The sequence below is a fragment of the Streptomyces sp. NPDC014891 genome, from assembly GCF_043081085.1.
Classification (GTDB): Bacteria; Actinomycetota; Actinomycetes; order Streptomycetales; family Streptomycetaceae; genus Streptomyces.
This window is the reverse complement of the sequence record NZ_JBIBWF010000007.1, coordinates 45074-58519: the sequence shown is the minus strand read 5'-3', so window position 1 is coordinate 58519 and position 13446 is coordinate 45074. Positions and strand designations below refer to the sequence as shown.

The window sequence follows — 13446 nt, the reverse complement described above, 5'->3', positions numbered from 1 at the left end:
GCCGACCCGGCACCACGCACCCCTCCCGCCCGACCGCCCCGCCCCGCCCCGGACCCCGAACTCACCCCGCCCCGGCCCCGGTCGGCGCCGCCAGGCACTCCGGGAGTTCCGCCGCGTGGACCACGGTCAGCCGTGACACCGCCCGGGTGAGCGCCACGTAGAGCCGGTTCGGGCCCCGCGCCTCGGCCGCCACGATCGCGGCCGGTTCGACCACCACGACGTGGTCGAACTCCAGCCCCTTCACGACCGTGGCGGGCAGCACGGTCACCCGGTCCGCCGCCCCGCAGCCCCGTACCGCCTGCTCGACCGACCCCACCAGCGCGTCCGCCGTGATCACCCCGACCGAACCCTCCCCGGCGAGCGCCCCGCGCACCGCCTCGGCCGCCGCGCCGGGCAGGCCGGTGCGGCCGGTCGCCCGGGCGAGCGTCACCTCCCCGTCCGTCCGGACGGACCGGCCCGCCGGCACGTCGGAACCCAGGTGGGGCAGGAGCCGGTTGGCGAGGTCGACGACGGCCGCGGGAACGCGGTAGCCGAGGGTGAGCGGCACCACCGGCGTCCCGGGCTTGCCCAGATGGGCGAGCTGTTCCGGCCAGTCGCGGGCCGCCCACGGGGTGGTGCCCTGGGCGAGGTCCCCGAGGACGGTGAGGGACCCGAACCGGGTGCGGCGGGCGATCGCCCGGCACTCCATGGCCGAGAGGTCCTGCGCCTCGTCCACGACGACGTGTCCGTAGCCCTCGGGGTGCTCGATCAGACCGGCGAGCTCGTCGAGGAGGACGAGGTCGGCGGCCGTCCAGCGCGCCGAGCGGTATGAGCGGGGCGGCCGGTCCCAGCGGATCGCCGCCCACTCGCCCTCCGTCAGCACGGAGGAAGCGGAGGAAGCGGCGGACGCCGGGACCGGACCCCCGCCCGCCACCCGCACCGGCCCCGCGGCGGACGCCGAACCCGCCGTCGCCGAACCCGCCGGACCCACCGGCGCCGTCGCCGAACCCGCCGGACCCACCGGCGCCGTCGCCGGACCCGCCGGAACAACCGCGGAACCGGCCGACACCACCGCCGAACCCGCCAGCGCCGTCGCCGGATCCGTCAGCAGCGCCGCGAGCACCTCTTCCGGGCTCGTCCTCGGCCAGCACGCGTCCAGGAAGGCCGTCACCGCCCTCGACCGCTCGATCCGCCGTGCCCAGGCCGCGCCCATGGGCCCCCGCCGCCGCTCGGCCCGGAGCTGGAGGGCCCGCACGATCCGGGCCCGGACCCGTTCGCGGCCCGTGGCGTAGGGCGGGGCCTCCGCCCGTACGTCCGCGACGATCGCGGCGAGCTGCGCGGCGGGCAGCCGCCAGTGGGCCGAGCAGTCCGGCACCGCCAGGTCCTCCGCGGGCGCCGGGTCGACCCTGCCGTACAGCGCGCGGTGCAGCACCTCCGCCATCCGGGGGTCGTGCTTGACCCGGGCCGCCTCCTCGCCGTCCTCGGCGCGGACCGGGTGGCGGGCGATCTCGTCGGCGAGGGTGGCCTGGCGCACGCCGGTCTCGCCGAGCGAGGGCAGCACCTCGGAGATGTACGAGAGGAAGGCGCGGTGCGGGCCGAGGACGAGCAGCCCGGAGCGCCGGATCCGCTGCGGGTGGGTGTAGAGGAGGTACGCGGCCCGGTGCAGGCCCACGGCGGTCTTGCCGGTGCCGGGCGCGCCCTGGACACACAGGGAGTCGGCCGGGTCGGAGCGTACGAGGTCGTCCTGCTCGGGCTGGATGGTGGCCGCGATGTCCCGCATCGGCCCCACGCGGGGGCGCTCGATCTCCCCGGCGAGCAGGGCGCCGACCGTCACCTCGCCGCCCGCCGCGAGCGGTTCGTCCTCGAGCGCGGTCAGGTCCTCCGAGGCGCCCTCGCTGTACGGGGCCCAGCCGAAGCGGCGGCGCCGCAGCACGCCCTGCGGGTCGCGGGCGCCGGCCTGGTAGTAGGCGCGGGAGACGGGCGCGCGCCAGTCGACGACCAGCGGCGGGGCGGCCGGGTCCTCGCCGATCCGGCGACGGCCGATGTGGTGGACGCGTCCGTCGTCGAGGTCGAGGCGGCCGAAGAACAGCGGACCCGGGGGTTGTTCGCGCATCTCCTTGGCGCGGCTGCGCAGATGGCGGCCGAGCGCCTCGGCGTCGGCGCCGGACGCGGCGGTGTCCTCGCCGGTGACGACCTGGCCGGCGACGTCCTCGGTCATCCGGGTCAGGGCGGCGCGGCAGGCGTCGTGGTGGGAGCGTTCGCGGGCGAGCTCAAGGTCCAGTGACGTCATTCCGACAAGCCTAACGGAAAACATTACTGAGTTACATTTTTAACTTGGCATCGAGAGTGTCGGCGCCACGGTCAGAGCGAAAGCCCCTCCCGCAGCCCCCGGAACGCCAGCTCCGCCGCCGCCGCGGCGTCCGGCGCCAGCGCGTCGGCGGTCGCGCCCGCCGCGATCCGCGCCGTGTTCTCCTCCGCGAGGACCCGCAGCACCGTGACGATCTGCCCCGCGGCGAGCCGCGCCGCCAGCGGATCGACGGCCGGGGGGCCCGACCCGGCGGCCAGGGCGTCCGCGAGCGCGGCCTCCGACCGGACGCGGTAGGCGTGCAGGCGCCCGACCAGCGCCGGCGTGCCGAACAGCAGCCGGAGGTACGCCAGGACCGAGGGATGGTCGCAGAGTCCGGTCACCGGGTCGCGCCGGTCGAGCCCGTCGAGGAGATGGGCACACAGCGCGTCGAGCGGGGCCGTACCGGCGGCGCGGCCCGCGGTCACCACCCGGGCCGACTCGTCCTCGTGGTCGGCGAACCGGTGCAGGACCAGGTCCTCCTTGGCCGGGAAGTACCGGAAGAGGGTGGGCTTGGAGACCTCGGCGGCGGCCGCCACCTCCGCGACCGAGACGGCGTCGAAGCCCCGCTCCAGGAACAGCGCGACGGCCGCGTCCGACAGCGCCTGGCGGGTCCGCTCCTTCTTCCGTTCGCGCAGCCCGGGGGCGCCGGCCTCGCGGCCCGGGGTCACGAGGCCCGCCCCTCGACGTGGACGGCGACCCCGTCGAGGATCCGCGCCAGACCGAAGCGGAACTCGGCCTCGGGCTCGTCGGCCGCGTCCATCACACCCTCGTCCAGCATCCGCGCCACCTCGGGGTACCGCTCCGGATCGGCGAGCCGCCGCAGGGTGCGCCCGTACCGGGCGAGCGCCTCCCCGGGGTCGCCCCCGGCGGCGGCGACGGCGGACGCGAGGTCGGCCATGACCAGGGCGTCGTTCCGCACGTGACCGCTGACCAGCAGGGTCACCGAGATCTTGGCTCCGGCGTCGAGACCGGTGTCCGCCATGGCGGCGAGGGCCTTCTCCCACCAGGCGACCGCGTTCGGAGTGGCGGGCGGGCCCGATACGGGGACCCGCAGCATCCAGAGGTTGCGGTGGTAGACCTCGCGCAGCGCCCACGCCCAGGCCTCCATCGCCTCGCGCCAGGCGGTGCCGGCCGGGAACACCTCGGGCGGGGCCCCGGTGGCGGCCTCCGTCATCAGGACGTACAGCTCGCTCTTCGCGGAGACGTACCGGTACAGGGACATCGTCGAGGCGCCCACCTCCTTGGCGACCCTGCCCATGGACACGGCGTCGAGCCCCTCGGCCGAGGCGAGGGAGACGGCCGCGTCGACGATCCGGTCCAGGGTCAGGCCGGGCTTGGGCCCCTTGGAGGGGCGCTCCCGCAGCCCCCAGGCCGCCTCGATGCTCGGCGGCAGGAAGGTCCCGCCGTCGCCGACCACGCCCCCCGCGCCAGCGCCGCCACCGGTCGTGCCAGCGCCGTCACCGGCCGCACCACCGCCGCCGCCGGTCGCGGCGCCCGCGCCACCGTCACCCGCACGCCCGCCGCCGGTCGCGGCACCCGCGCCACCGTCACCCGCACGCCCGTCGCCGGCCACGGCACCCGCGCCGCCGTCTCCCGCACGTCCTTCGCCGTCCGTCGCCACAACCCGCCGCCTCCCGGCCACCTCGCACGCTTGACGTCCATCCTAGTAATGCGTAACCCTTACACAGTAACGCGTATGCCATACGCAGTACGGACGCGGCAGTCCGCCCTCCAACCGCCCAGGGAGCACCCATGCCTCCGGCCATCGAAGCCACCGGCCTGACCAAGAGCTACGGGGACGTCCGCGTCCTCGACGCCCTCGACCTGCACGTTCCCCGCGGCACCGTCTTCGCCCTCCTCGGCCCCAACGGCGCGGGCAAGACCACCACCGTCCGCATCCTCGCCACCCTCACCGCGCCCGACGCCGGCCACGCGCGCGTGGCCGGACACGACGTCGTCACCGCACGCTCCCGGGTCCGCCGCGCGATCAGCCTCACCGGGCAGTCCGCCGCCGTCGACGAGACCCAGACCGGTGCCGAGAACCTCTGGACGGCGGCCCGGCTCTCCGGCCTCACCCGCCCCGCCGCCGCCCGCCGCTCCGCCGAGCTCCTCGACCGCTTCGGCCTGACCGGGGCCGGCGACCGCCTGGTGAGGACGTACTCCGGAGGCATGCGCCGCCGCCTCGACCTCGCCGCCGGCCTCGTCCGCGACCCCGGCGCGACCGGGGTCATGTTCCTCGACGAACCCACCACCGGCCTCGACCCGCGCAGCCGCCAGGAGCTCTGGCAGGCGGTCCGCGCACTCTCCGACGCGGGCACGACCGTCTTCCTCACCACCCAGTACCTGGAGGAGGCGGACCGGCTCGCCGACCGGATCGCGGTCCTCGGCGGGGGCCGCACCCTCGCCGAGGGCACCCCCGCAGCGCTCAAGGCCCGCTACGCCGCCCACCGCCTCGACGTCGTGGCCCGCGACGAGGAGGGCCACGCACGGATCACCGCACGAGCCACCGCGCGGACCACCGGCCGTCCGGCCACCGACGACCCCGGCACCCGCACGCTCGGCATCCCCACCGACGGCAGCGCCGCCCACGTGCGGGACCTGCTCGACGCGCTCGACCCCGAGCGCCGGGACATCGCCCGCTTCGGCCTCCACACGGCCACCCTCGACGACGTCTTCCTGGCCCTCACCGCCGACAAGGAGCCCAGCCGTGTCTGACACCCTCACCGCAGCGAGCACCCTCGCCGGACGCGGCATCCGGCTCAGCCGCCGCAACCTCGACGCCGTCATCACCTCGATGATGCTGCCGATCATGCTGATGCTCGTCTTCGTCTACCTCTTCGGCGGAGCCATCGACACCGGCACCCGGTACGTCACCTACGTCGTCCCCGGCGTGCTCGTCCTCTGCGCCGGGTTCGGCGCGGCGAGCACCGCGGTCTCCGTCAGCGAGGACATGCGGCTCGGGGTCGTCGACCGCTTCCGCACCCTCGACGTCGGCGGGGCCCCGTTCCTCGCCGGACACGTCGCGGCCGCCGTCACCCGCAACGCGCTCTCCACCACGCTCGTCCTCGGCGCCGCCTTCGCCATCGGCTTCCGCCCGAGCGCCACAGCCACCGGCTGGCTCGCGGCGATCGGGCTGCTCCTCGCCTACATCACCGCGGTCTCGTGGCTGTCGGCGGCGATCGGCCTCATCACCAGAAGCGCGGAGGCGGCCGGCGCGGTGACGTTCTTCATGATGTTCCTGCCCTACCCGAGCAGCGCGTTCGTGCCGATCGAGACGATGCCGGGCTGGCTGCACGCCTTCGCCGAGCACCAGCCGGTGACCCCGCTGATCGAGTCGATGCGGGGCCTGCTGCTCGACCTGCCGGTCGGCGGCACCCCGTGGATCGCCCTCGGGTGGTGCGCCGGGCTCCTGACCGTCGCGGTCGCCGCGTCGGGCCTCCTCTTCCGGCTCCGCACCCGCTGACCTTCCCCGGCGCGAACGGCCCGGTCAGGCGGCCCGGCTCAGACGGCCCGGCTCAGAAGATGTCGGGGGAGAACGGCCGCAGCGGCGTCCGGAACAGCAGGTCGGCCCGGGCGGCCGCACCGGCCGTCGGCTCCTCCACCCGCCCGGTCCTGGCCAGCCGCACCGCCGACTCGTCGCCGAAGGCGAGCACGCCCAACTCGGCGATGTCGAAGGCGAGATCGGCGGACGCGGTGGTGGGCGTACAGGACACGCCCTGCGGAGAGGCGTCGAGGCGGTACCGGCCGCCGGCGAGGCCGCCCCCGTCCCGCAGGTCGAGCACGAGGGAGTCCGCCACCGGATACGTCCGGCTCTCCAGGACCTCGACGACGTCGAGGACCCGCACCCACAGCATGTCCGCGTACGTCAGGAGCTTCGCGGCGCGCGGGTCGGGCAGCAGCAGCGGCAGCGTGTCGTCGGGCGCCCGGTAGCCCGAGCGGACGGTGGTGATCCAGTCGACGGAGCAGAGGTAGTGCCACAGGGCGCGCTCGGCGGCCGGGGTGACGGCGACGAGGTCCCGCACGGTCGCCGTGTTCACCGGCTGCTTGGCGTCGTCCCACTTGTCGTCCGAGGAGTACGCCACGAAGCCCTCGGCCTCGCCGGACTCCGAGCGGTACACCGCGTAGTACGGCTCGTGCCACGGCTCGCTCTGCACGCTCCGGCCGGTGCCGACCGCCCAGTCGCGCGGGGAGCGGCTGGTGACCCCGGCGCGGACGCCGGCCAGCCGGCGGTGCAGGCCCGGGCCGATCGCGCGGATCTCCTCGGCGTCGGTCAGGTCGATCCGGCCGCCGTCCTCCGGGCGGCCCGAGCGGCGCGGGTCGAGCCCGGCACGGCGGAGGTCCACGCTCCACTCGCCGCACCAGCTCGCGGGGCCGAAGCCGTAACGCCCGTAGATCGGGTACTCGGCGGCGATCAGGGTGGCGATCGCGTCGCCCCGTTCCTTCGCGGCGGCCAGGTCGGCGGTCATCATCCGGCTGAGCAGTCCGCGCCTGCGGTGCGTCGGGGCGACGGTGACCTGGGTGATCGCGTCGGCGGTGAGCCGGCCGCCGCCGACCGTGCTGACCTCCTGGCGGAACGACCGGAAGGTGGCGACGACCCGGCCGCGGTCGAAGGCCCCGGCCGTCCGCGCGAGGTCGACGTGCGGCAGCCGGTCGGCGACCTCCTCGTCGGTCACGACCGGCGGCCGGAGGAAACCGGTGCGCAGGGCACGCTGCCAGTCGGCGAACTCGGACTCCGTCACGGCGCGTACGTCGGCAGTCATCCTTCGACCCTACGCACGGCCCTCGCGCACCCGCACCCGAGTTTCCCGGCCCGGCCCGCGGCCCCGCGCCGCCGCGGCAGGCACGTTTCGCCCGGGCCGGACGATCCGCGCGGTTCCGCGGCCGCGGGCCTCAGGCCAGCAGGTCGTCGACCTGCGCCTCGCCCTCCCGGTAGCGGCGGGCGATCTCGGCGCTGCAGTCGTCGGCGGTCCGCTGGAGGGCCTGCCGGCGCCGGGAGATCTGCTGCTCGTACCCGGCGAGCCGCCCCATCCCCGCGTGCAGTTCGTCGTCGGTGCGGGCCGTGAGGTCCGACAGCTCGACCTCCGACAGCATCTCGGCGGCGAGCCGCCGGTACTCCTCGCCGCGGGGCGTCGACAGCGTCACGTGCCGGGCCGACGAGCGGTGCCGCGAGGGCACGTCGGCGAGGATCTCGGAGAGCCGGTCGAGGACCGGGGCCTCCGGGTCGGTCCGCCGCGCCAGCTCGGCGCGGAGGATGTCGATCCGGCCCTGGAGCATCCGGCGCACATAGCTGAGGTCGGCCTCGTCGCTCTGCGCGTCGCGGCGCAGCGCGCGGAGCTCGGGGAGCCGGAGGGCGCCGAGCTCGGGCTGGGGCCGGTCCGGCAGGGCCGGTTCGGAGGTCCGCTGGGCGGGTGGGCGGGTGGCCGGGCCGCCGCCCGGTCCACCGCCCCGGGTCGCGGCGCGGATCAGCGGTACGGGGCCGGACGGCGTCGGCCCGCTGCCAGGTGCACTCATGAGAATCGTCCCCTCGACCGGTGCGCTGCCGCACCGCCTGACACGCATCGTGCCACTCATGCCGGTGCCCGTGCAGGCGCTCTGCACCCGTTCGGCCCCTCATCCGTCGGAGTGGTGCCCACTGGGTAGGTTGGGGCGCATGCGTGCAGTGGTGCAGAGGGTGGACGGCGCGAGTGTCGTCGTCGCAGGGGAGACCGTCGGTGAGATCACCGGCGAGGGGTTGTGCGTGCTGGTCGGGGTCACCCACGACGACACCCCGGAGAAGGCCGCCCAATTGGCCAGAAAACTCTGGTCCGTCCGGGTACTGGACGACGAGAAGTCATGCTCGGACGTGAACGCCCCGCTGCTCGTCGTCTCCCAGTTCACGCTCTACGGCGACGCCCGCAAGGGCCGCCGCCCCACCTGGAACGCGGCCGCGCCCGGTCCGGTGGCGGAGCCCCTCGTGGACGAGGTGGTGGCCCGGCTGCGCGCACTCGGCGCGCACGTGGAGACGGGCCGGTTCGGAGCGGACATGCGCGTCTCGCTCACGAACCACGGCCCGTTCACGGTCCTGCTGGAGGTCTGACCCCCCGGCCCCGCCCGACCTGCGGGCGGGCCTACGGCTCGACGACGGTCTCCTGCGCGGCGGCCGTCGTACCGGCGATCAGCGGGGCATCCACCGGCACGTTCCGCTTCACCAGGCCCAGGGCGATCGGCCCCAGCTCGTGGTGGCGGACCGAGCTGGTCACGAAGCCGAGCTGGCGGCCCTCCTCGCCGTCGGCGGCGAGCCGGAGCGGCGTGCCGTGCCCCGGGAGCAGCACCTCGCTGCCGTCCAGGTGCAGGAAGACCAGGCGGCGCGGCGGCTTCCCCAGGTTCTGCACCCGGGCGACGGTCTCCTGGCCCCGGTAGCAGCCCTTCTGGAGGTGGACGGCGCTGCCGATGAGGCCGACCTCGTGCGGGATGGTCCGGTGGTCGGTCTCGAAGCCGAGCCGCGGCCGGTGCGCCTCGACGCGCAGCGCCTCGTACGCGAGGACGCCGGCGGCCGGGCCGTGCGCCTGCGCGAAGGCCTCCAGGTCGGCGCGGGGCAGGAAGAGGTCACGGCCGTGCGGGGTCTCCCGTACGGCGGCCCCCTCGGGGACCTCGGCGATGGAGCCGGCCGGGAGGTGGACGACGGCGATGTCGTCGGTGCGGTCGGCGACCTCGACACGGTAGAAGAACTTCATCGACTCCAGGTAGGCGACGAGTTCCTCGCGGGTCCCCGGCTCGACGTGCGCCCACACGGTCGCGCCGTCGTCGACGAGGTACAGGGCGTGCTCGATGTGCCCGTTCGCCGACAGGATCAGCGCTTCGGTGGCCTGTCCCGGCGCCAGGTCGGTCATGTGCTGGGTGAGGAGCAGGTGCAGCCAGCTCAGCCGGTCGTCGCCGGTGACGGCGACGACACCGCGGTGCGAGAGGTCGACGAAGCCGCGGCCGTCGGCGAGGGCGCGCTGTTCGCGGAACAGGTCGCCGTAGTGCGCGGCGACACCTTCGTCGCGGCCTTCCGCCGCGACGGCGCCGGGCAGGGACAGCAGAGGGCTGGTCGTGGAATGTCGCTGCATGGAAGAAAGCCTACGACTCGGCGCCCGACTCCCCCGGGGCGCGGTCGCCGCCGGCCGGCCCGGCTTCGGACGGTGCCGCGTCCACGGCCTTCCGGGCGCAGTCCGCACACCGCCCGAAGATGGCGAAGTGCTTCATGTCGGTCTCGAAGCCGAAGGCCCCGTGGAGCTTCCCGGTGAACTCGGCGGCCACCGAGACGTCCGCCTCGATCACCCCGGAGCAGTCCCGGCAGACCAGGTGGAGGTGGTGGTGCCGGTCGGCGAGGTGGTACGTCGGAGCCCCGTGCCCCAGATGGGCGTGGCTCACCAGACCGAGCTCCTCCAGGAGTTCCAGGGTCCGGTAGACGGTGGAGATGTTGACCCCGGAGGCGGTCCTGCGGACCTCGACGAGGATGTCGTCGGGCGTCGCGTGCTCCAGCGCGTCGACGGCCTCCAGGACGAGCTGGCGCTGCGGCGTCAGCCGGTAGCCGCGCTGCCGCAGGTCGCTTTTCCAGTCGGTGCTCACCACGCCCCCCAGTGTAGGAGGGCGCGGCGCGGCGTCCCAGGCTCCGGCGGGTGCCGGACGGATCCGGCGGCGCTTCTAGCGGAAGAAGGCGATGCCGTCGTCCGGCAGGTCGCCGAGGTTGCGGGCCATGTCCGCGACCTCCTCCGGCGTCACGACCTTCTTGAGGTGCGCCGACATGTACGGCCGCAGCGGGACCTCGGGGGTCGCCTTCTCGCCCACCCACATGAGGTCGCTCTTGACGTAGCCGTAGAGGCGCTTGCCACCGGAGTACGGGCCCGAGGCGGCGGTGCGGGCGACGGCGTCCGTGGCCAGGTCGATCTGCGGCTTCTGGTCGGCGAGCTCGCCGTACCAGATCTCGACGATGCCCTGGTCACGGACCATGACGACCTCGACCTTGCGGTCCTTGTCGATGCGCCAGTAGCCGCTCTCGCTCTCCAGCGGACGGACCTTGTTGCCCTCGGCGTCCAGGACCCAGGAGTGCGAGGTGTACTCGAGGAAGTCCCGGCCGTCGTGGCGGAAGGTCACGGACTGCCCGAAGTTGCACTTCTCGGCGCCGGGGAAGTCGGAGACACCCGCGCCCTCCCACGTGCCGAGCAGGAACGCGAGGGGGACGAGGTCCGGGTTGAGGTCGGACGGGATCTCGATCATGAGCAGCTCTGGCGTTCTCTAGAAGTGGTTGGCGAGAAGGATTAGCGCTGGCCCTGGTACAGCTTCTTCACGGCCAGACCGGCGAAGGCGATCACGCCGACGGCGACCAGGACCAGGAGGATTTCGAAGAAGATGATCACAGGGTGCTCCTCGACTGAGCGGTGAAGGCGGAACGGGCCGGACCCCAGCTTAGTGGGCGGGGGCCCGGCCCACTCGGTGAGGTGGCTCTCGCACGCTGTGACCGGCGCGCCGGCCGGTGCCGCCCTTCCGGGACGGCCTAGCCGAGCAGCTGGTTCTGCAGGGTGACCGTCTGCTGGAAGGGGACCCCGAGGGCCTCGCCCCGGCGGGTCTGGGTGATCAGCGCGAGGGTGTCGCCGGCCTGGACGTAGGCCCAGCGGACCTGGTCGGGGCCGTACGGCTTCTTCTCCCGGAAGACGTACAGGCTGGTGTCCGCGACGTCGACGTCGTCCGCGAAGTCGTCCATCACGACGCCCTCGACCCCGTCCGGCAGCGCCTCCGGGCCGTCCGCGCCGTCGGCGTGCAGCGCCTCGTCCTTGTACGCCTCGGCGTAGGCCACCGAGCTGAACCGGAGCAGGTGGATGCTGGTCCGGGTGCCGTCCGGGGTGGTCCAGCCGCGGGCGGCGACGTGCCGCAGGGTGGAGTCGGCCAGGGTCTTCTTCAAGTCGGCGCGGAACTCCTTCCCGTACAGCGCGAGGTACGCGTCCGTCGAGACGAACCCGCCCTTCAGCTTCGGGTCGAGGGTGGCCCCGGCCGGGGCGGGCAGCAGCAGCTCGCGCAGGTCGGCGTGGTGGATCTCGCCGTCGTTGCCCGAGGTGAAGGGGCGAGGCCGGTCCGCCGGGAGCGCCGGGAGGCGGAGCTCCGGGTAGTCCCAGCGGCCGTCGCTCTCGGTGGCCAGGCCCGGGACGTCGGTGCGTTCCATCGCGGTGATCCCGAGGGCGGTGCCGGTGCCCACGCCGCCGCACACGACGGCGGCGGCGGTCCAGCGGGCGACGGCCAGCAGGACGCGCCGGGCGCGGCCGGGGGCGGCCGGCGCCGGCTCGGTTGCCGGGGCGGCGGAGACGGGCGCCGGTTCGGGTGCGGGCACCGCCGTCTCGGCGGCGGGCGTCTCGGTCGGCTGCGCGGTCATACGTACTCCCCCGGGGACTCGATGTGGCGGAGCTGCTTCTCGACGAGGCCCGCCACGGCCTTCGCGTCGAAGGGCGCGGCGCCGTAGGCCCGCACGCTGACCATGACCTCGCCGTCGTAGGCGGAGCAGATCATGTCCTGGAGCGCCGGCGTCCGGTCCTCGCCGTCGTCCACCTGCGCGGGTTCCTCCGGCTCGGGCCCCAGGTAGCACGCGGACCTCTTCGCGTACTCCTGGATCTTCGGCCCCTTGCGCAGGTCCAGGAACTCGGAGAACTCCTTACGGGTCTCGAAGAACTCGCGGACCATCTTCTTGTCCTTCATCCGCAGGATGAGCACCTCGGCCTGCAGGCTGCTGTCGCCCCTGGCGTACGAGCGCATCGCCATGCCCTGGATGCCGAGCCGGTCGACCTCCTTCTCGTACGCGCGGCGCTTCTTGCCGTAGAAGCCCTTGCCGGTCTCTTTGAGGAGGGCGGCCGCCCGCACGGCGGACACCTCGTCGTCGTTGCCGTAGCCCCGGATGTCCGCCCCGAGGCCGTAGCCGTCCGGCACGGGCAGGAGGAGCCTGCTCAGGGGCGTGGACGCCCGGCCCCGGTGGATGCCCGCGGCCGGGTCCTCGGGCGTGGCGGTCGCGGTGGGCTTCTCCCACGCCACCGTGGGTGCGGTGCGGTCGGCGCGGTCGACGGTGACGACGGTGTACGCGACTCCGCCGCCGACAAGCCCGAGGACCAGCGCCGAGGCCAGTACGTTCTTCAGGATCCGACGCGTGCGGCTCCCCGACTTCTCGCTCACAGGCGCCCCAGCTGCCGCTCGGCCAGAGAGCGGATCTCGCTCTCGGCGATCTTCTTGGTGTCGTAGACGATGATCGAGACGGCGATGTCACCGTGCTGGATGAAGGCGCGGGCGTCGTACGCGTCCAGGTATCCCGCCTGCCGGCGGACCGGATAGACGAAGTAGCGGCCGTTCGTCGAGCCCTTCACCGCCTGCCCCAGCGAGTCGGACTTCGTCTCGCGCATGGCGATGCGCTGCTGGTTCATCACGAACTCCGAGGCGCCCATCCCGCCGGACGAGCGGTACTGCACGAGACTGATCTCGACCCGCTTGTACGGGCCCACCCGCCACGCGCGGGTCGCGATGCGCCGGATGTCCGAGTCGAGCTCGGATTCGAGCGCCCCCTCGGGCCGGGTGAAGTCGTCGGCGTACGCGTCCAGAGACTCCCACCCGTCCTGGCCGTCGATCCGCGCGGACGCCGGCTTGGGCAGCAGCAGCTTGCGCAGATCGCCCTGCGCCTTCGCCTGGTGGTCCTCCGCGGCCGACAGCGGCTCCGGCTCCTCGCCCTTCGGGAGCGGCTTCGCGGGGTACGCGAGGCCCGGCTGGTTGAGGGCGGGCAGCGCGGTCGGTTCGCGGTCGGCCTGGATGCCGTAGCCGACGGCGGTGCCGCCGACGAGGCCGATGACGGCGGCGACGGCGATCAGCCCGACGGTACGGAGGACACGGCGGCGCGGCCGCACGGCGACGGCGGGCACCCCCGGCTCGGCGTCCTCCGCCGCGACCGGCTGCCCGGCGACCGGAGCGGCGACCGGCTCGGACCCCTGGTCCGCGACCGGCTCCGGTGCCTGGTCCGCGACCGGCTCCGCGGCCGGAACGGCGACCGGCTCGGACGCCCGGTCCGCGACCGGCTCCGCGGCCGGCTCCTCGACCCGCCCTGTGACCGGAACCACATCCCTCTCCGCGGCCTC

General features: G+C 74.5%; 14 protein-coding genes. 3 read left to right on the top strand and 11 right to left on the bottom strand.

Going from position 1 to position 13446, the window contains the following annotated elements; genetic code table 11:
* Window positions 1–61: 61 nt before the first annotated feature.
* The 3 genes from ACF09E_RS20865 to ACF09E_RS20855 all read right to left on the bottom strand — a co-directional run bounded on the left by ACF09E_RS20865 (window position 62) and on the right by ACF09E_RS20855 (window position 3743).
* Entirely contained in the window at window positions 62–2269 is a 2208-nt protein-coding gene (locus ACF09E_RS20865) for a HelD family protein (protein ID WP_392206464.1), read from the bottom strand.
* Window positions 2270–2340: 71 nt separating this feature from the next.
* Window positions 2341–2994, bottom strand: coding sequence for a TetR/AcrR family transcriptional regulator (locus tag ACF09E_RS20860; RefSeq protein WP_392206463.1), 654 nt, complete (start codon window positions 2992–2994; stop codon window positions 2341–2343).
* A complete protein-coding gene (locus tag ACF09E_RS20855; protein WP_392206462.1) occupies window positions 2991–3743 on the bottom strand; it encodes a TetR/AcrR family transcriptional regulator in 753 nt (250 codons plus the stop codon). The genes ACF09E_RS20860 and ACF09E_RS20855 overlap by 4 nt, the downstream gene beginning before the upstream one ends.
* Window positions 3744–4078: 335 nt before the next feature.
* Here ACF09E_RS20855 and ACF09E_RS20850 point away from each other — a divergent pair, with 335 nt between their 5' ends.
* Complete coding sequence (locus ACF09E_RS20850) at window positions 4079–5041, top strand: ATP-binding cassette domain-containing protein (RefSeq protein ID WP_392206461.1); 963 nt, start codon at window positions 4079–4081, stop codon at window positions 5039–5041.
* Window positions 5034–5789, top strand: coding sequence for an ABC transporter permease (locus tag ACF09E_RS20845; RefSeq protein ID WP_392206460.1), 756 nt, complete (start codon window positions 5034–5036; stop codon window positions 5787–5789). The genes ACF09E_RS20850 and ACF09E_RS20845 overlap by 8 nt, the downstream gene beginning before the upstream one ends.
* 52 nt (window positions 5790–5841) lie before the next feature.
* Here ACF09E_RS20845 and ACF09E_RS20840 read toward each other — a convergent pair whose 3' ends face one another.
* Window positions 5842–7086, bottom strand: coding sequence for a GNAT family N-acetyltransferase (locus ACF09E_RS20840; protein ID WP_392206459.1), 1245 nt, complete (start codon window positions 7084–7086; stop codon window positions 5842–5844).
* 130 nt (window positions 7087–7216) lie between these two features.
* Complete coding sequence (locus tag ACF09E_RS20835) at window positions 7217–7837, bottom strand: ABC transporter substrate-binding protein (protein ID WP_392206458.1); 621 nt, start codon at window positions 7835–7837, stop codon at window positions 7217–7219.
* A gap of 139 nt (window positions 7838–7976) precedes the next feature.
* Here ACF09E_RS20835 and dtd point away from each other — a divergent pair, with 139 nt between their 5' ends.
* Window positions 7977–8402 (top strand): D-aminoacyl-tRNA deacylase, encoded by a 426-nt coding sequence (gene dtd / locus ACF09E_RS20830; protein WP_361863645.1) that lies wholly within the window; start codon window positions 7977–7979, stop codon window positions 8400–8402.
* Between the two features lie 31 nt (window positions 8403–8433).
* Here the strand turns inward: dtd and ACF09E_RS20825 are convergent, their stop codons facing one another.
* From ACF09E_RS20825 to ACF09E_RS20800, 6 genes are all read right to left on the bottom strand, one after another.
* Window positions 8434–9414, bottom strand: a complete 981-nt coding sequence (locus ACF09E_RS20825) for a YgfZ/GcvT domain-containing protein (protein WP_392206457.1) — start codon at window positions 9412–9414, stop codon at window positions 8434–8436.
* Between the two features lie 10 nt (window positions 9415–9424).
* A complete protein-coding gene (locus ACF09E_RS20820; RefSeq protein WP_392206456.1) occupies window positions 9425–9919 on the bottom strand; it encodes a Fur family transcriptional regulator in 495 nt (164 codons plus the stop codon).
* Between the two features lie 72 nt (window positions 9920–9991).
* Window positions 9992–10564, bottom strand: coding sequence for an FABP family protein (locus tag ACF09E_RS20815; protein ID WP_361848594.1), 573 nt, complete (start codon window positions 10562–10564; stop codon window positions 9992–9994).
* A gap of 277 nt (window positions 10565–10841) precedes the next feature.
* The gene (locus ACF09E_RS20810) at window positions 10842–11711 is read right to left on the bottom strand and encodes a hypothetical protein (protein WP_392206455.1); all 870 of its coding nucleotides are present in this window, start codon (window positions 11709–11711) and stop codon (window positions 10842–10844) included.
* Window positions 11708–12499 (bottom strand): hypothetical protein, encoded by a 792-nt coding sequence (locus ACF09E_RS20805; RefSeq protein ID WP_392206454.1) that lies wholly within the window; start codon window positions 12497–12499, stop codon window positions 11708–11710. The genes ACF09E_RS20810 and ACF09E_RS20805 overlap by 4 nt, the downstream gene beginning before the upstream one ends.
* Window positions 12496–13428 carry a hypothetical protein gene (locus ACF09E_RS20800; RefSeq protein WP_392206453.1) on the bottom strand — a complete coding sequence of 311 codons (933 nt, stop codon included), beginning with the start codon at window positions 13426–13428 and terminating at the stop codon, window positions 12496–12498. Before ACF09E_RS20800 ends, ACF09E_RS20805 begins: the two co-directional genes overlap by 4 nt.
* Window positions 13429–13446 lie beyond the last annotated feature (18 nt).